This window comes from Actinosynnema sp. CA-299493 (assembly GCF_050946825.1).
Taxonomy (GTDB): Bacteria; Actinomycetota; Actinomycetes; order Mycobacteriales; family Pseudonocardiaceae; genus Actinosynnema.
On sequence record NZ_CP191993.1, the window covers coordinates 1,506,331 to 1,524,605 of the forward strand.

Annotated in this window: 17 protein-coding genes and 1 riboswitch; of the genes, 14 read left to right on the plus strand and 3 right to left on the minus strand. The window is 72.0% G+C overall.

Features of this window, described 5'->3' with window-relative positions; translation table 11 throughout:
* Positions 1–55: 55 nt before the first annotated feature.
* From ACQPYE_RS07185 to ACQPYE_RS07245, 13 genes are all read left to right on the plus strand, one after another.
* Positions 56–1,321, plus strand: coding sequence for a glutamate-5-semialdehyde dehydrogenase (locus tag ACQPYE_RS07185; protein WP_498720106.1), 1,266 nt, complete (start codon positions 56–58; stop codon positions 1,319–1,321).
* Positions 1,318–1,878, plus strand: a complete 561-nt coding sequence (locus tag ACQPYE_RS07190; RefSeq protein WP_498720109.1) for a TetR/AcrR family transcriptional regulator — start codon at positions 1,318–1,320, stop codon at positions 1,876–1,878. Before ACQPYE_RS07185 ends, ACQPYE_RS07190 begins: the two co-directional genes overlap by 4 nt.
* Positions 1,879–1,937: 59 nt before the next feature.
* Positions 1,938–3,122, plus strand: coding sequence for a cytochrome P450 (locus ACQPYE_RS07195; RefSeq protein WP_498720111.1), 1,185 nt, complete (start codon positions 1,938–1,940; stop codon positions 3,120–3,122).
* 12 nt (positions 3,123–3,134) lie between these two features.
* Positions 3,135–3,266: a hypothetical protein gene (locus tag ACQPYE_RS07200; RefSeq protein ID WP_498720113.1), complete on the plus strand. Its 132-nt coding sequence runs from the start codon at positions 3,135–3,137 to the stop codon at positions 3,264–3,266.
* A gap of 90 nt (positions 3,267–3,356) precedes the next feature.
* A complete protein-coding gene (locus ACQPYE_RS07205; protein ID WP_498720115.1) occupies positions 3,357–4,541 on the plus strand; it encodes a cytochrome P450 in 1,185 nt (394 codons plus the stop codon).
* Between the two features lie 4 nt (positions 4,542–4,545).
* Complete coding sequence (locus tag ACQPYE_RS07210; protein WP_498720117.1) at positions 4,546–4,767, plus strand: ferredoxin; 222 nt, start codon at positions 4,546–4,548, stop codon at positions 4,765–4,767.
* 195 nt (positions 4,768–4,962) lie between these two features.
* The gene (gene nadD / locus ACQPYE_RS07215) at positions 4,963–5,556 is read left to right on the plus strand and encodes a nicotinate-nucleotide adenylyltransferase (RefSeq protein ID WP_498720118.1); all 594 of its coding nucleotides are present in this window, start codon (positions 4,963–4,965) and stop codon (positions 5,554–5,556) included.
* 70 nt (positions 5,557–5,626) lie between these two features.
* Entirely contained in the window at positions 5,627–6,013 is a 387-nt protein-coding gene (gene rsfS, locus ACQPYE_RS07220) for a ribosome silencing factor (RefSeq protein ID WP_498720120.1), read from the plus strand.
* Positions 6,010–6,624, plus strand: coding sequence for a histidine phosphatase family protein (locus tag ACQPYE_RS07225; RefSeq protein WP_498720121.1), 615 nt, complete (start codon positions 6,010–6,012; stop codon positions 6,622–6,624). The genes rsfS and ACQPYE_RS07225 overlap by 4 nt, the downstream gene beginning before the upstream one ends.
* The gene (gene octT, locus ACQPYE_RS07230) at positions 6,621–7,352 is read left to right on the plus strand and encodes a diglucosylglycerate octanoyltransferase (RefSeq protein WP_498720122.1); all 732 of its coding nucleotides are present in this window, start codon (positions 6,621–6,623) and stop codon (positions 7,350–7,352) included. Before ACQPYE_RS07225 ends, octT begins: the two co-directional genes overlap by 4 nt.
* Before the next feature lie 11 nt (positions 7,353–7,363).
* A complete protein-coding gene (locus ACQPYE_RS07235; protein ID WP_498720124.1) occupies positions 7,364–8,206 on the plus strand; it encodes a DegV family protein in 843 nt (280 codons plus the stop codon).
* 86 nt (positions 8,207–8,292) lie between these two features.
* The gene (locus ACQPYE_RS07240; RefSeq protein WP_498720125.1) at positions 8,293–9,030 is read left to right on the plus strand and encodes a ComEA family DNA-binding protein; all 738 of its coding nucleotides are present in this window, start codon (positions 8,293–8,295) and stop codon (positions 9,028–9,030) included.
* A gap of 673 nt (positions 9,031–9,703) precedes the next feature.
* Positions 9,704–12,505, plus strand: coding sequence for a DNA internalization-related competence protein ComEC/Rec2 (locus ACQPYE_RS07245; RefSeq protein ID WP_498720127.1), 2,802 nt, complete (start codon positions 9,704–9,706; stop codon positions 12,503–12,505).
* Between the two features lie 160 nt (positions 12,506–12,665).
* Here ACQPYE_RS07245 and thrC read toward each other — a convergent pair whose 3' ends face one another.
* Entirely contained in the window at positions 12,666–13,928 is a 1,263-nt protein-coding gene (gene thrC / locus ACQPYE_RS07250) for a threonine synthase (protein WP_498720129.1), read from the minus strand.
* Between the two features lie 11 nt (positions 13,929–13,939).
* Positions 13,940–14,055: riboswitch (SAM riboswitch) on the minus strand.
* A gap of 96 nt (positions 14,056–14,151) precedes the next feature.
* Between thrC and holA the strand changes: the two genes are divergently transcribed.
* On the plus strand, positions 14,152–15,135 hold the full coding sequence (gene holA / locus ACQPYE_RS07255; protein ID WP_498720130.1) for a DNA polymerase III subunit delta: 984 nt from the start codon (positions 14,152–14,154) through the stop codon (positions 15,133–15,135).
* A 344-nt stretch (positions 15,136–15,479) separates the two neighbouring features.
* Here holA and rpsT read toward each other — a convergent pair whose 3' ends face one another.
* Positions 15,480–15,740 carry a 30S ribosomal protein S20 gene (gene rpsT, locus ACQPYE_RS07260; RefSeq protein WP_123743614.1) on the minus strand — a complete coding sequence of 87 codons (261 nt, stop codon included), beginning with the start codon at positions 15,738–15,740 and terminating at the stop codon, positions 15,480–15,482.
* Positions 15,741–15,868: 128 nt separating this feature from the next.
* On the minus strand, positions 15,869–18,148 hold the full coding sequence (locus ACQPYE_RS07265) for a glycoside hydrolase family 3 N-terminal domain-containing protein (RefSeq protein ID WP_498720132.1): 2,280 nt from the start codon (positions 18,146–18,148) through the stop codon (positions 15,869–15,871).
* Positions 18,149–18,275: the final 127 nt, after the last annotated feature.

The window sequence follows — 18,275 nt, forward strand, 5'->3', positions numbered from 1 at the left end:
CGATCCTCGGGAACCTCGAAGACAACCACGACCGGGTGACCGTAGGCTTGACGACGTGACTGATGACCTGCGCGAACAGGTGCACGCCGCGGCTCGGCGCGCCCGGGTCGCCGCCAACGAGCTCGTCCTCGCCACCCGGGAGGGCAAGGACGCCGCGCTGCACGAGATGGCCGCCGCGCTGCGCACCCGCGCCGCCGAGGTGCTGGAGGCCAACGGCAAGGACCTCGAAGCGGGCAAGGCCTCGGGCCTGAACCAGGGCCTGCTGGACCGCCTCACGCTCACCGACGCCCGGATCGAGGGCGTGGCCCAGGGCCTGGAGACGGTGGCCGGCCTCCCGGACCCGATCGGTGAGGTGCTGCGCGGCTCGATCCTGCCGAACGGCCTCGAGCTCAAGCAGGTCCGCGTCCCGATGGGCGTGGTCGGCATGGTCTACGAAGCCCGTCCGAACGTCACCGTGGACGCGGCCGGCCTGGCGCTGAAGTCCGGCAACGCGGCCCTGCTGCGCGGTTCGTCCACCGCCGAGCACTCGAACGCCGCGCTGGTCGCGATCCTGCGCGACGCGCTGGAGTCCGCCGGCCTGCCCGCCGACGCCGTGCAGCTGCTGCCGTGCCACGACCGCGCCTCGGTCACCCACCTGATCACCGCGCGCGGCCTGGTCGACCTGGTGATCCCGCGCGGTGGCGCGGGCCTGATCAACGCCGTCGTGCAGCAGGCCACCGTGCCGGCCATCGAGACCGGCGTGGGCAACGTGCACGTGTACGTGGACGCGAGCGCCGACCTCGACATGGCGCAGCGCATCGTGCTCAACTCCAAGACCCGCCGCACCAGCGTGTGCAACGCGGCCGAGTCACTGCTCGTGCACGCCTCCGTCGCGGACGAGTTCGTGCCCCGCATCATCGACGCCCTCAGGGCGGCGGACGTCACCATCCACGGCGACGAGCGGTTCGCCGGCGACCCCAGGGTCCAGGCCGCCACCGACGAGGACTGGGACACCGAGTACCTGTCGCTGGACATCGCCGCCCGCGTGGTCGGCTCGATCGACGAGGCCATCGGGCACATCGCCGCGCACGGCTCCGGCCACACCGAGGCCATCGTGACCAGCGACCTCGCCGCGGCCCGCCGGTTCACCACCAGGGTCGACGCGGCGGCGGTCATGGTCAACGCGTCCACCGCGTTCACCGACGGCGGCGAGTTCGGCATGGGCGCGGAGATCGGCATCTCCACCCAGAAGCTGCACGCCCGCGGCCCGATGGGGTTGGCCGAGCTGACCTCGTCCAAGTGGGTGGTCTGGGGCGAGGGGCACGTCCGGCCGGTGTCGTGAGCCGGCCCCGGGACGCCGCCGCGACCAGGGCGGCGTTGCTGGACGCCGCCACGAAGCTGTTCGGCGAGCGCGGGTTCGACCGGACCACGGTGCGTGACATCGCGAGCCTCGCGGGCGTGAACCAGGCCCTGCTGTTCCGCTACTACGGCAGCAAGGACGCCTTGTTCGCGACCGTGCTGGCCACGCAGAGCCGTGAGCTGCTGGAGGACTCGCCCGCCGAGCACCTGTTGCGCAACGTGCTGCTGCGGATGATGGAGGAGAGGCCGAGGCGCGAGGACCACCCGTTGTACGCGGTGCTGCGGTCCTCGCACCACGACTCGGCGGCGGAGGTCGTGCGGCGGCAGCTGGGTGAGGAGTACGCGCGCGCTCTGTCGTCCCTCACCGACGCGGAGGACGCGGAGCTGCGCGCGGACCTCGTCCTGGCGTGGGTCGTCGGCATCGGCGTGCTGCGCGGCGTGTTCGGCAAAGAGCCCTTGGCGGACGCGGACGCCGCGACCGTCGCGTCCTTGGTGACGCGAGCGGCCTCCGTCCTGTTGGAACGCAGCGAACCCGGTTGACGGTCCGTGACGACCTGCCTACTGTCGGATGTAAGCGAGTGCTTACACGGGGGTAGACGATGGAGACCAGGTCCTATCCGTTCGCCGAGCTCGACCACTTGGAGATCAACCCGACGTACTTCGAGCTGCAACGGGACGAGCCGGTCGCCAGGGTGCGGCTGCCCTACGGCGGCGAGGGCTGGCTGGCCACCCGCTACGAGGACGTCAAGACCGTGCTCGCGGACCCGAGGTTCAGCCGGGCGGCGGTGATGGAGCCGGGCGCCGACGTGCCGCGCACCCTCCCGACGATGCCGACGGACACGAACATCCTGAGCATGGACCCGCCGGACCACACGCGGCTGCGCAAGCTGGTCGCGAAGGCGTTCACGGCGCGGCGCACCGAGCAGCTGCGCGAGCGCGCCCAGGGGATCGTGGACGGCCTGCTGGACGACATGGAGGCGCAGGGCCCGCCCGCGGACCTGGTCGAGGCGCTGGCCATGCCGCTGCCCATCACGATCATCTGCGAGATGCTCGGCGTGCCGGTCGAGGACCGACGCCAGTTCCGCGCCTGGTCGGAAGCGGCGGTGGCGATCACCGCGTTCACCCACGAGGAGATCCTGGCCGCCGCCCAGGCGCTGCGGACCTACATCGGCGGGCTGGTCGAGCGCAAGCGCGCCGAGCCCACCGACGACATGCTCTCCGTGCTGGTCGCCGCGCGTGACAACGACGACCGGCTCAGCGAGCCGGAGCTGGTCTCGTTCGGGGTGACGCTGCTGGTGGCGGGGCACGAGACCACCGCGAACCAGATCGGCAACTTCGTCTTCCAGCTGCTGCGCAGGCCGGACCGGCTCGACGAGCTGAGGGCGGACCCGTCGCTGGTGCCCGCCGCGATCGAGGAGCTGCTGAGGTTCACCGCGCTGGGCGGCTCCGCGGGCTTCCCCCGGATCGCGACCGCGGAGGTCGAGCTGTCCGGCGTGACGATCAAGCCGGGGGAGGCGGTGTTCGTCAACAACGTCACGGCGAACCGCGACCCGTCGGTGTTCGCCAACCCCCATGAGCTGGACTTCCACCGCGAGCACAACCCGCACATCATGTTCGGCCACGGCGCGCACCACTGCATCGGCGCGCCCCTGGCCCGGATGGAGTTGCAGGTGGCCATCGGCACCCTGATCGAGCGGTTCCCGCTGCTCCGGTCGGCCGGCGACGTGACGTTCAAGAAGGGCCGGCTCATCCGCGGCCCGCAGGCGCTGCCGGTGCGGTGGTGACCCGATGAGCCGGTGGACCCGGACGCCGCGGTGATCGACGCCGCGGAGTCGTGCCCGGTGGAGGCCGTCCTGGTGCGTTCGGCGGACGGTGCGGTGCTCGCGCCCCAGCCCTGGCGGACGAGGGCTCCGCAGCGCCGCCGGTGAAAGCCGTAGCGGCGTCGCGGAGCACGTCCCCCGTGCCCGGCGGGATACCTACTGTCGGGGGCAAAGTGATCACTGGCAGTGGGGGTACCGATGGCGGCCAGGTCCTACCCGTTCCCCGAACCCGACGACCTCGTCGTCAACGAGACCTACCTGGAGCTGCAACGGGACGAGCCGGTGGCCCGCGTGCGGCTGCCGTACGGCCGGGAGGCCTGGCTGGTCACCCGGTACGCCGACGCCAAGGTCGTGCTGGCCGACCCGAGGTTCAGCCGGGCGCCGGTGATGGACGCCGACTACGACCCACCGCGGACCATGCCCGCAGTGCCGAACATCACCACCATCCTGAGCATGGACCCGCCGGAGCACACCCGGTTGCGCCGGATCCTGGCCAAGGCGTTCACCGCCCGTCGCACCGGGCAGCTGCGTGAACGCGCCCAGCAGATCGTGGACGGCCTGCTGGACGACCTGGAGGCCCAGGGACCGCCCGCGGACCTGGTCGACACCCTGGCCATGCCGGTGGCCATCACGCTCATCAGCGAGATGCTGGGCGTCCCGATGCCGGACCGGGCCAAGTTCCGCGAGTGGTCGGACGCGGCGGTGGCGATCACCGCGTTCACCGTGCCCGAGATCGAAGCCGGCGCGGCGTCGCTGCGCGCTTACATCCGCGAGCTGGTCGAGGACAAGCGCGAGAACCCGGCCGACGACATGCTCACCGTGCTGGTGCACGCGCACGACAACGACGACCGGCTCACCGAGGAGGAGCTGGTGTCGTTCGGCGTCACGCTGCTCATCGCGGGCCACGAGACGACCGGCAGCGAGATCGGCAACTTCGTCTACCAGCTGCTCCGCCAGCCGGCCCGGTTGGCGGAGCTGCGCGCGGACCCGTCGCTGGTGCCGGCCGCCGTGGAGGAGCTGCTCCGGATCACGAAGCTGTCCGGCTCGCCCGGCTTCCCCCGGATCGCCACCGCCGACGTGGAGCTGTCGGGCGTGACGATCCGCGCCGGTGAGGCGGTGTTCGTGGACGGCTTGGTGGCCAACCGCGACCCGGCGGTGTTCCCCAACCCCCATGAGCTGGACTTCCACCGCGAGCACAACCCGCACTTCGCGTTCGGCCACGGCGTGCACCACTGCATCGGCGCGCCCTTGGCAAGGATGGAGTTGCAGGTCTCCATCTCGACCTTGCTCAATAGGTTCCCGCACCTGGAGCTGGCCGACGACGTGGTGTTCAAGAAGGGCAGACTGGTGCGAGGCCCCGAACGACTACTGGTGAGGTGGTAGACCGATGAGCGAGTGGACGATCGAAGTCGACAAGAGCGCGTGCCTCGGGACCGGCATGTGCACGTCGATCGCGCCGGACCACTTCCGCCTCGACGGCGGCACGGCCACGCCGATCAAGTCGGCGGTGGACCCGGACGACGCGGTCGTGGACGCCGCGGAGTCGTGCCCGATGGAGGCCATCCTGGTGCGTTCGGCGGACGGCACGGTGCTCGCGCCGCAGCTGTAGAAAAAATTCCAGCCGATCGCGTCATAACCGCGTGACGTGCGCGTTCCTCTACCGTGCGGCTCTGGATTCGGGGTGGGCCGCGCGATCCGCGGTCGCGGCCCACTCCCCCGGGCCGCGACCGGGGCACGAGTGCGCGGGCGGCCTTTCGGGGAGCGACCGGTCGCCCGCGCACCACCCGAACTAGGCTCACCTCCCATGTCGAACCGGCGGATCGGCGTCATGGGTGGCACCTTCGACCCGGTGCACCACGGGCACCTGGTCGCGGCCAGCGAGGTCCAGGCCCGCTTCGACCTCGACGAAGTCGTCTTCGTGCCGACGGGCCAGCCCTGGCAGAAGAGCGAGCGCGAGGTCAGCGCGGCCGAGGACCGGTACCTGATGACGGTCATCGCCACCGCGTCCAACCCGCGGTTCTCGGTCAGCCGGGTGGACATCGACCGGCCGGGCCCGACGTACACCATCGACACCCTCACCGACCTCAAGGTCGGGCGCCCGGACGCGGACCTGTTCTTCATCACCGGCGCGGACGCGCTGGAGCAGATCCTGTCCTGGCGGCGCGCGGACGACGTGTTCGGCCTGGCCCACTTCATCGGAGTCACCCGACCGGGTTACGAACTGGTCGACACCCACCTGCCGCCGGGCGCGGTGTCGCTGGTGGAGGTGCCCGCGATGGCCATCTCGTCGACCGCCGTTCGCGACCGGACGGCCGCCGGACTGCCCGTCTGGTACCTCGTGCCGGATGGTGTCGTCCAGTACATAAGCAAGCGTCGGCTTTACTCGATGCCGGACTGAGCCGGGGACGCCGGTACCCTCATTGACTCGTGCGGGCGTAACGGCGCCCGCCGGTGTGATGAGGAGTGACGTGGCAGCCACCGACGAGGCACGACGGTTGGCGCTGGCCGCCGCTGACGCGGCAGCCGACAAGAAGGCGCACGACGTGATCGTGCTCGACGTGTCCGACCAACTGGTGATCACGGACTGCTTCGTGATCGCCTCCGCCGCGAACGAGCGGCAGGTCGGCGCGATCGTGGACGGCGTCGAGGAGAAGTTGCGCGAGATCGGCCGCAAGGCGGTCCGCCGTGAGGGCGCGCGCGAGGGCCGTTGGGTCCTGCTGGACTTCGTGGACGTGGTCGTGCACGTCCAGCACGCGGAGGAACGCACCTTCTACGGCCTGGAGCGGCTGTGGAAGGACTGCCCGCGCATCGAGTTCGACGCCGGACCACCGGCCGACGAGGTCGCCGAGGCATGACCCTGAACCGGCTCGTGCTGTGGCGGCACGGTGAGACCGACTACAACGCGACCGGTCGCATGCAGGGCCACCTGGACTCGTCGCTGACCGAGACCGGGTGGAACCAGGCGCGGTTCGCGGTGCCGGTGCTCGCCGGGTTCGAGCCCGAGCTGGTGGTCGCCTCCGACCTGCGCCGCGCCAGGGACACCGCCACGGTGTTCACCGACGCGACCGGCGTCGACCTGCGCGTCGACGAACGGCTGCGCGAGACGCACCTGGGCAAGTGGCAGGGGCTGACCTCGACCGAGATCGAGTCGGAGTGGCCGGGCTCGCTGGACCTGTGGCGGGCCGACGGCACCCTGGCGCCGCCGGACGGCGAGACGCGCGTGGTGGTCGCCGAGCGCGCTCTCGCCGTGGTGGCCGAGGTGGACGCGGAGTTCTCCGGCACGGTCATGCTGTGCGCGCACGGCGGCCTGATCAGCGCGTTGACCGGGAGGTTGCTGGAACTGCCGGTCGACCGCTGGGCGCTGCTGGGCGGCATCGGCAACTGCCACTGGACCGTCTTCGTCCGTCGGCCGCACGGCGACGGCAGGTGGCGGCTGTCGTCGTACAACGCCGGAAGCACCAGGTGAGACTGCTCGTCCTCGGCGATTCGCTCTCGTTCCACGGTCCGCAGGGGCCGTTGCCCGCCGACCACCCCGGGTTGTGGCCGAACGTCGCGGCGTCGGCGTTGGGCGGGCACGCGGAGCTGGCGGCGGGGTTCGGCTGGACGGCCCGTGATGCCTGGTGGTCGTTGACCGGGGACCCTCGGGTGTGGTCGTTGCTGCCGCGCACGGACGTGGTGGTGCTGGCGGTGGGGCACATGGACACGCTGCCGTCGCCGTTGCCGACCTACCTGCGGCAGGGCTTGCGCTACCTGCGGCCGGACGGGCTGCGGCGACGGGCCCGGGCCGGGTACCGGACGTTGCAGCCGGTGCTGTCGCGGGCGTTCTGCGGGTACCCGGTGGCGCTGCCGCCTCGCGTGACCGTGCGGTACCTGAACGACTCGGTGTGCGCTGTGCGTGCTCTGGCGCCGCGGATCAGGGTGGTCGGGATGACGCCCTCGGTGCACTGCTCGTCCGCCTACGCGGGTGTGCACAGTGGACGTGCGGCGGGGGAGCGCGCGCTGCGTGCGTGGGCGGACGGGACCGGCGTGCCGCTGCTGGACGTGCCGCCGTTGGTGGGCGACCACGTTCGGTCACGGCTCGGCAACCCGGACGGCATGCACTGGGGCTGGGAGGGGCACGAGCTGGTCGGGCGGGCCATGGCGGAACTGATCAGGTCCGTGGCGGTCGGCCACCCGGGTGCGGCGGAGCCGTAGTCTCGGCACTCGTGTCCACCACGATCGTCACCGACTCCACGGCGTACCTGCCCGAGGGGTTCGCCGAGCGGCACGGCGTCCGGGTCGTGCCGCTGCACGTGGCCGTGGACGGTCGCAGCAGGCTGGACGGGGTGGACTTCGGACCGGCGGAGCTGGCCGCCGCGTTGGGGGAGCACCGGCGGGTGACCACGTCCCGGCCGACGCCGGGTGAGCTGGCCGAGGTGTACCGGTCCGCGTTGGCCGAGGGCGCGGAGGCGATCGTGTCCGTGCACCTGTCCCGTGACCTCTCGGGCACGTGGGAGGCCGCGCGGTTGGCCGCGGAGGAGGTCGACCCGAGCCGGATCAGGGTGGTCGACTCGCGGGCCACGGGCATGGGGTTGGGGTTCGCTGCGCTGGCCGCGTGCGCCGCGGGTGGGGACGCCGCGTGCGCGGAGGAAGCCGCCGTGGCGGCTGCGGCCAGGGTCAGGATGTTCTTCTGCGTGGAGACGCTCGACCACTTGCGGCGGGGCGGGCGGATCGGCGCCGCCGCCGCGCTGGTGGGCACCGCGTTGGCGGTGAAGCCGCTGCTGCACGTGGACGACGGTCGGATCGTGCCGTTGGAGAAGGTGCGCACGATGGGGCGGGCGATCGGCCGGCTGGTCGACCTGGCGGCGTCGGCGGCGGGTTCCGGGCCGGTCGGCCTGGCCGTCCACCACCTGGCCGCGCCGGAACGCGCGGCGGAACTGGCGGCGTTGCTGGACGACCGCGTGCCCGGCTCGACCGGCTGTCTGATCTCCGAGGTCGGAGCGGTGATCGGCGCGCACACGGGCCCCGGTGTGCTGGGTGTCGTGGTGCTGCCCGGAGGGGTCTCCTAGCTCCCCTTATCCATCATTCAGCCAGTTGTCCACAGATCGGGAACTCCCTCCCCACCCCCTGCTCCACCCGGCCTAACGTCGATCCCATGTTCGACAAGAACCCGGAAACCACGACCGCCCGACTGAAGGCCCTCATCTCCCAGGAGCGGGGCAGACACCGCGCGTCAGACGCCGAGACCCTCGTCTTCGTCTCGTCGGACGGCGGTGCCGATCCGCCCAACCCGCTGCACCGCCCGCTGCACCGCCTGCTGCGCCGCTGGCTGCCCGAACCCGTCGTCCCGCACCGCCGCAGGTTCCTGCTGGCGGGCGTGATGGCCGGCGTGGCGCTGGTGGTCGCCCTGGCCCTGTGGTGGGAGCGGCCCGTGCCGGAGAGCCCGCCGGACCTGCCGGTGGCCGAGGCCGCCGTCGTCACCCGGGCCGAGGAACAACTCGTCGTCAACGTGGTGGGCCTGGTGCCCACGCCGGGCCTGGTGACCGTCCCGAACGGCGCGAGGGTGGCCGACGCGCTGCGAGCGGCGGGCGGTGCCAACCCCGGCGCCGACCTGACCCCGCTGAACCTCGCCCGCAAGGTCACCGACGGCGAGCAGATAGCCGTGGGAATCGCCATCCCGCACCAGGCCGACACGACCACCGAGCCGCTGAACCTGAACACCGCGACCAAGGACCAACTGGACACCCTGCCCGGTGTCGGTCCGGTGACAGCACAGCGGATCGTCGACCGAAGGCAGAAACGCGGCCCGTTCACGTCCCTCGACCAACTGGGCGAGATCGAGGGCATCGGCGACGCGAAACTGTCCAAACTCCGCGACCTCGTCCGCCTCTGACGCCACTCGGAGACCACCATGCCTCCCACCCGATCCTGCCGTCATCTCCAACGCCGCCAACCCTCCGCCCTCCTGACGCGCCTCCGCCGTGCCATCCGCACCGCCAAATCCCGCCTGACCACCCTGTCGAGGTTCCGCTGGGTGAGCTCGTGAACCGCGCACCCACCCCCGTCCACACCAACCCTCCACCTGCCCCGGACCAGACGCGCCGCCCTCACTTCACCTCCCCAGCCCCACCCCGAGACGGAGGTCAACGATCACCTGCCGCAGATCTGACCAACCGCACCCATCGCCGACTCAACCGCCGTAGTCCGCACTGACTGGCCCTTGGCCCAGAAGAGCCGGATCCAACGCACCTGAACTCCCGTCGATTGCCACCCCCAAGACTCAGCCTCGACATAAGCGGCACTCGACCCAAGCTTCGACCGCCGCCATCCCGATGGCTCAATCGTGAGTTTCGGGAGCGCAATGGTCCCGGCTCATCTAATCCTCCCGCACAAGCGGTCCTGCCACGGTGCTGATCGGCGTAGCGAGCGGCGTGGGCGTTCGGCCGATCGCAGTCGTTATCGGTCCAATTCGCTGTCATCCGGGCGGCTCGTTCATGGCGTAGTAAGCGGTGCGGGCTATTGGCCTGTTCGCTGTCGTTCTCCGTGTCTACCTTGAGGGTGAGGTCGTGAGTCCTCGTGCGTATCTGGTTCCTGCCGCGCTGGCGGTGTGGGCGACGGCCTTGGCCGGGCTGTTGTGGGCGTGGTGGGCCGCACTCGCGGTCGGTCTGGTCGCCGGCGTGATCGGTGGCCCGGCCTTGCGCCGGTGGCGCCCGGCAGCGGTGGCGGTGGCTGTCGCGGGTCCGTTGGCGGCGTGTTGGATCGGCGCGCAGGCTCACGGAGCGGCTCACCACCCGTTGCGGGTCGAGGCGGAGCGGGGCACTCCCGCCACCGTCCACTTCGAACTCGACAACCGGCCGCACGGCTTGCGCACCAGTGGGTTCGGCTCGCGTGCGGGTGGGGTCGACCTGGTGTTGGTGCGTGGATCGCTTGACGACGGTGGTCGGATCGTCGTGCTGGCGCCGGCGGCGCGGTGGCGGGATCTCCTTCCGGGTCAACGAGTCACCGCGCGCGGCACCCTCGCCCCTCCTCGCGGAGGTGAGCTGACGGTCGCGGTGCTGCGGGTTCGGGGACCTCCGGGGGACGTGACCGAAGCGCCGGTGTGGCAGCGGGTCGCCGAGGACCTGCGTGCCGGACTGCGGGACGCGAGCACCTCGCTCGACCCCGAACCGGCCGGGTTGCTGCCCGCGCTCGTCGTCGGCGACACCTCCCGCCTCCCACCCAGGGTGGTGGAGGAGTTCCGCACGGCGGGTCTCGCCCACGTCCTCGCCGTCAGCGGCGCGAACCTGGCGATCCTCTGTGGCGCGGTCCTGTTGCTGCTGAGGTTGCTGCGGGTCGGTCCGCGTGGTTGCGCGGTGGGTGCGATGGCGGCGCTGGTCGGGTTCGTGGTGCTGGCCGGGCCGGAGCCGAGTGTGCTGCGGGCCGCCGTGATGGGTGCGGTGGCGTTGCTCGCGCTGGTGCTGGGTCGGGAGCGGTCGGCGTTGCCGGCGCTCGCGGCGGCGGTGGTGGTCCTGGTGCTCTACGACCCGGAGTTGGCCACCGAGCCGGGGTTCGGCCTGTCGGTGGTGGCGACGGCGGCGCTGGTCCTGCTCGCGCCGAGGTGGGCCGCGGCGATGAAGGAGCGCGGCGTCCCGGTGGGCTTCGCCGAGGCGTTGGCGGTGCCGGTGGCGGCGAACCTGGCCACCGCGCCGCTGGTCGCCGGGATCTCCGGCCAGGTGAGCCTGGTCGCGGTGGTGGCGAACCTGCTGGTCGCTCCGGTCGTGGCCCCGGCCACGGTGCTCGGTGTGCTGGCCACCGTGCTGGCGTCGGCGCACGAGCCGGCGGCCCGGTTGGTCGTCGAGGTGGCCGGTCCGGCGGTGAGTTGGCTGATCACGGTCGGCAGGCACGCGGCGGCCGTGCCCGGCGCGGCGGTCGCGTGGCCCAGTGGCTGGGTCGGCGGGGTGCTGCTGGCCGGGGTGCTGGTGCTCGGCTACGTGGTCACGAGGCTGCGCCGGGTGCGGACGCTGGTCGTGGCGGCCGTCGTCGGCGCGGTGGTGGTGGTCGTGCCGCTGAACGTGGTCTCGCCCGGTTGGCCGGTGCCCGGCTGGTCGGTCGTGGCCTGTGACGTGGGACAGGGCGACGCGGTGGTCCTCGCCACCGCCGAGCGCGACCGGGCGGTGTTGGTGGACGCGGGGCCGGACCCGGTGCCGGTGCTGTCGTGCCTGCGCCGGCTGGGGGTGCGGCGGATCCCGTTGGTGGTGCTCAGCCACCTGCACGCCGACCACGTCGGCGGGTTGGCGGCGGTGTTGGCCGAACGGGGTGTGGGCGCGGTGGCGGTGGGGCCGTCGCGGGAGCCGGAGTGGGCCTGGGAGGAGGTGAGGGATCGGGCGCGGACGGCCGGGGTCCGCGTGGTCGAGTTGACCGCCGGGCAGCGGCTGAGCTGGCCGGGACTGGAGCTCGACGTGCTGGGACCGCGGGCGGACCCGGCGAGCGGGACGGACACGAACACGGCGGTCAACGACGCGTCGTTGGTGCTGCGGGCCTCCACCGCGGCCGGGCGGGTGTTGTTGACCGGCGACATCGAGCTGGCCGGGCAGGCGGACCTGCTCGGCGGGCACGTGGACCTGCGGGCCGACGTGCTCAAGGTGCCGCACCACGGGTCGCGGTACTCGTCACCGGCGTTCCTCGCGGCGGTCCGGCCGCGGATCGCGTTGGTGAGCGTCGGCGCGGACAACCGCTACGGCCACCCCAGCAGGGTGCTGGTCGACGCGTTGACGAGCCGAGGCGCGTTGGTGCTGCGCACGGACCGGGACGGTGACACCGCCGTCCTGGCAGGCCCGGACGGGCCGCGGGTCGCCCGCGGGAGCGGCGGCCATCACGACAACGGGCAAGGGGAGAACCATGAAGAACGACGTCTGGATCCGATTGCACTCCGGCTGGTCGCCGAAAGGCGGCAACCGGGCCGTGGCGTGGGCGTTGTGGCAGCCCGGCTACACCGCCCAACCCTGGCCGAGCGACGAACTCCGGCCCGCGTTCACCTACTACGTCTGCGAGGAGCTGCCCAGCGGCGAGCGGGGCATCGTCGCCAGGGCGACGGCCACCGGCGTGATCCGCCTGGCGCAGGTCTACTCGCCGGACACCGCCTACCGGCTGATCGCCGACGGCCTGTTCGACGCGGACCTCGCCATACCGCCGGAGGAGTGGCACGCCGAGCGCTACAACCAGGAGAAGGCGACACGACCCTGGCCGCAGATGCTCACCGCCTGGCGCGTGGTCACCGAACCGGTCGGCCCGCACGTCCTGCCGGAGCTGACCGCCTTCCCCCGGACGGGGTGGCTGCGCTCCTCCCGGATCGCCCTGTGACCACAACGGCAGACGGGAGGCACCGATGAGACGAGCGGCAGCCGAGGTGACAGCCGCGACGCGACCGAGGTGGCCGGCACTCGGCCGATCACCGCCGATCCGGCCGCCGGCGGGCTGACCGGGGCCGTTCCCGCCTGAGGCCGAGAACCACGGGAACCGTGGCCTCAGGCGGGAACGGGCGGTGCGGGGTCAGTCCTGGAGGGCCTTCATGACGGCCTCGGCCGACGGCGGGACGTTGGCGCGGGGGCCGACGCGGTCGCCGAGGGCGTCCAGGGTCTTGAGGCCGTCGCCGGTGATCAGGAGCACCGTCTCGCCGTCCGGGTCCAGCTGACCGGTCTCGATGAGCTTCTTCGCGGTCGCGACGGTGACGCCGCCGGCGGTCTCGGCGAAGATGCCCTCGGTCCGGGCCAGGAGGCGGATGCCCTCGACGACCTCTTCGTCGGTGACGTCCTCGATCGCGCCGTTGGTGCGGCGGACGGCGTCCAGCACGTAGGGGCCGTCGGCGGGGGCGCCGATCGCCAGCGACTTGGCGATGGTGTCCGGGCGGACCGGGGTGACCACGTCGTGGCCCGCCTTGAAGGCGGCCGCGACGGGGGAGCAGCCGGTGGCCTGCGCGCCGAACACGCGGTACGGGGTCTGCTCGACCAGGTCGAGCTCGCCCAGCTCGCGGAAGGCCTTGTCGACCTTGGTCAGCTGCGAGCCGGACGCGATGGGCACCACGATCTGGTCGGGCAGCCGCCAGCCGAGCTGTTCGGCGACCTCGTACCCGAGCGTCTTGGAGCCCTCGGCGTAGTAGGGGCGGACGTTGACGTTGACGAACGCCCAGTCCTCGTGCTCGGCGGCCAGTTCCTGTGCCAGCCGGTTCACGTCGTCGTAGTTGCCGTCGACGGTGATCAGGTTGCCGCCGTAGACGGCGGTCATGAGGATCTTCGCCCGCTCCAGCGTGGACGGCACCAGGACCACCGACTGCCAGCCCGCGCGGGCGGCGGCGGCGGCGACGGCGTTGGCCAGGTTGCCGGTGGAGGGGCAGGCCAGGACCTTGAAGCCGAGCTCGCGGGCGGCGGCGAGGGCGACACCGACCACGCGGTCCTTGAACGAGTGGGTCGGGTTGCCGGTGTCGTCCTTCACCCACACCTTGCGGACGCCGAGGGCCTTGGCGAGGCGGTCGGCCTCGACCAGGCGGGTGCCGCCGGGATTGGTGTTGGGGTGCGACTCGACGGTGGTCGGCACGGGGAGCAGGCCGCGGTAGCGCCAGATCGACCGGGGGCCCGCCTCGATGTCCTCGCGACGGATCCGACCGAAGTCGTAGGCCACTTCCAGCGGCCCAAAACACTCGAGACAGGCGTACTCGGCGGCGAGCGGCGTCTGGTGGCCGCATTCACGACACGACAGCGCACGGGCAGGACCGAGGTCGAAGGAGGTGGTGGCCGAGGGCACACTGACAGCAGTCATCGCGAGGTATCTCCTCATCTTTCCCGCGCACCGCGGGTCGGAATTGGCACCGTGATCGCCAGCGGACGCTGTGCGACGGGTTGCCGGGGCTTCTACGGGCCGATCCCTCTGCCCCTCTGGATGAGCGGTATTCAGTTGTGCCTCTCAACCTACGTCACGATCCCGACCCTCAGCCAGCGACGTCCACCATCCGGACGTCTGCCGCCCGTGGGAGGATCGCGCCGTGAGTGCGCCCGCTGACATGCCCGACGCCGTGCACCTGATCATCGGCGAGGAGGAGTTGCTGGTCGAGCGCGCGGTGCGCGGTGCGTTGGCGGCGGCACGGAAAATCGATTCGCAGGCCGACCTGACCCGCGTCCGCGTGACCGATCTCACCCCGCCTGAGCTGGCGGAACTGGTGAGCCCGTCGCTGTTCGCCGAGGGCCGGGTGGTCGCGCTGGAGGCCGCGCAGGAGTGCGGCAAGGAGATCGCCGACGCGGTTCTCGGCTACGCCAAGGCCCCGGCGGACGGGGTGACGGTGGTGGTCGTCCACAGTGGCGGCGGGCGCAGCAAGGCGGCCAAGGAGCTGCCCGCGGCGCTGCGCAAGGCCGGCGCCCGCGTGACCGAGTGCCCCAAGATCACCAAGGCGGCGGACCGCGAAGCGTTCGTGCGCAACGAGATCCGCGCGGCCGGTGGCGGCAAGGCCGACCCGGAGGCCGTGGCGGTGCTGATCGAGGCGGTGGGGTCGGACCTGCGCGAGTTGGCGGCGGCGGCCTCGCAGCTCGTCGCCGACACGGGCGGCAAGGTCGACGCCGAGGCGGTTCGCCGCTACCACCGCGGCCGGGCCGAGGTGACCGGGTTCGCGGTCGCGGAGAAAGCCGTGATGGGCGACCGGGCCGGTGCGCTGGAGGCGTTGCGGTGGGCGATCCAGCTCGGTGTGCCGCACGTGCTGGTCGCCGACGCGCTGGCCGACGCGGTGCGCACGGTCGCGCGGGTGTCCGCGGTGGGCCGGGGTGACCCGTTCAAGCTGGCGGGCGAGCTGGGCATGCCGCCGTGGAAGGTGAAGAAGGCCCAGGGTCAGTCGCGTGGCTGGGAGGAGCGGGGGCTCGCGGCGGCGATGACGGTGGTCGCGGACCTGAACGCCGACGTCAAGGGCGTCGCCGCCGACTCGGGCTACGCCCTGGAACGCGCGGTGCTGAAGATCGTCGCCGCCCAAGGCCGCCGCTGAGCGCGAGGCTGCCGGACCGCCACCGATCGCACCGATCGCCGGTTGACCGGCCGAGGCTGCCGGGTCACTGACACCGCCGGGTCGCCGGGGTGCGGGGTGCCGAGGTGCTGGCCGCTGGGGCCGGGGTGCTGAGTGAGGCTGCTGGGCACTGACGGCTTGGGGCCGGGGTGCTGGGCGGGCGGCCGGGCCGCTCACTGCTGGGTGCCGGCTGTGAGGCTGTCGGCTGTGGAGCGTGCCGCTGCTGGGCGCTGGCCGCAGGACCCCGCCGGTTGCGGAGGAGTGGAGACGTGAAGTGCCGCCCACCCCGGCGCGGGGTGGGCGGCACTGTCAGCGTGAAGACCAGATCAGATCTGGTTGGCGCGCCGCGCCAGCGCCGACTTCTTGTTGGCGGCCTGGTTGGAGTGGATCACTCCCTTGGAGACGGCCTTGTCGAGCTTGCGGGACGCGTCCTGCGCCAGCGCGACGGCCTTCTCCTTGTCACCGGCCTCGGCGGCCTCACGGAACTTGCGGATGGCGGTCTTGAGGGACGACTTGACGGCCTTGTTGCGCAGGCGCGCCTTCTCGTTCGTCTTGATCCGCTTCATCTGGGACTTGATGTTCGCCACGCGAAAGCCACCTTTTCCTCGGTCTCGGAGTCGCACCGCGCTTGTCACCGGCTCCGCCCCACGAGGGGACGGGTTTCCTCCACAGCGGAATGCCGCGCGGGTACGACCGAGAAGGTTATCAGGGCAGCTCACCGCACCGTGAATCGAGCCCTCCCGTCGCCGACCACGACCTCGTAGTCGCCCCTGGCGACCTCGGGCTTGCCCGAGCCGTCCATGTCGCCCGCCGTCACCGCGAGCCGCTGCACGTCGAACGTCACCTCGACCGCCCGCTGCTCGCCCGCCTTCAACGCCACCCGCGTGAAGCCGACCAGGCGCTGCGGCGGCGTGAGCACCTTGCTCACGGGCTGGTGCACGTACACCGGCACGACGAGCGCGCCGTCACGCGCACCGGTGTTGGCGACGGTCACCGTCACCTTCACCTGGTCGTCCCGCCGCACCTCCGCCGACCTCAGCACGGGCGCGGACGTGGTGAACGTCGTGTAGGACAGGCCGTGCCCGAACGCGAACGCCGGGTCGTAGGCCGAGCTGGGCGAGGTGTTCGCGCCACGCACCTGGTCGTAGGAGAACGGCTGGTCGCCGACCGTCTTCGGCCACGACACCGGCAGCTTGCCGCTCGGGTTCACCGCGCCGAACAGCACGTCGGCGATCGCGCCGCCGCCCTCGGAGCCGGGCAGCCAGCCCGCGACCAGCGCCGGCGCGTCCGCCACCGTGCCGAGCACCTGCGGACGGCCGGTCAGCAGCACGACCACCACCGGCTTGCCGGTCGCCCGCACCGCGTCCACCAGGCCCTGCTGCGCCGCGGTCAGCGCGGGTTCCTCGGTGTCCGACTCGCCCTCCGCGCCCGGGTCCTCGCCGAGCACGACGACCACCGCGTCGGCGTCACCGGCCTGCGCCACCGCGTCGGCCTGCGTGGCCGCCCCGACGACGTTCGCCGACGGCGCGGCGGCCTTGATGCCCTGCAGCACCGTCACCGTCGGCGGCATCGGCGACGAGGCGGGCACGCCCTGCCAGCCGACCGTCCAGCCGCCGAGCTGCCTGGCCGCGTCGTCGGCCGCGTCACCGGTCACCACGAGCTTGCCCACGCCGGTCGACAGGGGCAGCACGCCGTCGTTGCGCAGCAGCACGGTGCTCTCCGCCGCCGCCTGGCGGGCCAGCGCCCGGTCCGCGCCGTTCACGATCGCGTCGGCCTTCGCCGCGTCGACGAACGGCTTCTCGAACAGCCCCAGCTCGAACTTGAGCTTCAGGATCCGCCGCACGGCCTGGTCGATCCGCTTGCCGGGGATCGCGCCGCCGCGCACGCCCGCCAGCAGCCCGGCGGTGAACCCGGCCGCGTCCGACGGCTCCATCGCCATGTCGACGCCCGCGTTCACGGCCATCGCGATGGCCTCCTCGTAGTTCGCCGCCACGTGGTAGCGGTCCACCAGGAACCGGATGTCCTCCCAGTCGGTGATCGCCACACCCCGGAACCCCATCCGGTCGCGCAGCTGCGTGGTCAGCAGGTACTTCGACGCGTGGGCGGGCACGCCGTTCACCGCACCGGAGTTGATCATCACGGTGCCCACGCCCGCGTCGAACTGCGGCTGGAACGCGGGCAGCACGGTGTCCTGCAGGTACCGGATCGGCAGCTGGGCGGGCGCGCGGTCGTGGCCGTTGAACGGCTCCGAGTAGCCCGCGAAGTGCTTGGCGGTGGCGGTCAGCTTCGCGGTGCCGTCGGTCGGGTCGCCCTGCTGCCCGCGCACGTTCGCCGCCGCGAGGGCGCCGGCCAGCACCGGGTCCTCGCTGTAGGTCTCGTAGTACCGGCCCCAGCGGGTGTCGCGGGCGATGTCGGAGACGGGCGCGAAGTTCCAGAACACGCCGGTCGCGCGCATGGCCCGGCCGGTGGACGCGCCGAGCTTCTCCTGCAGCTCCGGGTTCCAGGTCGCGCCGAGGCCGATCTGGTGCGGGAACATGGTGGCGCTGAGCACGTTCGAGTGGCCGTGCACGCCGTCCGCGCCGTAGATCAGCGGGATCTTCAGCCTGCTGCGGTCCAACGAGTACTTCTGGATGGCGTTGGTCATCTCGGCCCACGCGCGCGGCGTGTTCGGGTTGGGCGCGTCGCCGCCGCCGGACAGGATCGAGCCGACCTTCGCGTCCTCCAGCACGGCCTTCATGCAGTCCTCGCGCAGCGGACCGGCGTTCCACTCGCAGTTGCCGCGCAGCTTGCCCAGCCGGATCTGGGTCATCTGGCCGACCTTCTCCTCCAGCGTCATGCGCCTGAGGAGGTCGTCGACCCGGCGGTCGACGGGCGCGCGTGCGTCCTGGTAGCCCTGTCCGGCCGGCTCGATGATGCCGCCGGCCTGCGCCCCGGTGACCATCAGGGTCAGCACGACCAGCGCGGCCACCGTGGTCCGCTTGCGGGATCTCAACACCGAGAACCTCCAGGTGGATCGGGAGAGAACACCCGGGAACACCCTTCCTCGCGTGACCTGAGGCACAACAGGGCTGAACGGACCATTTGGGAGCGTTCCCATGTCCACTACCAGCCACGTAGGACGC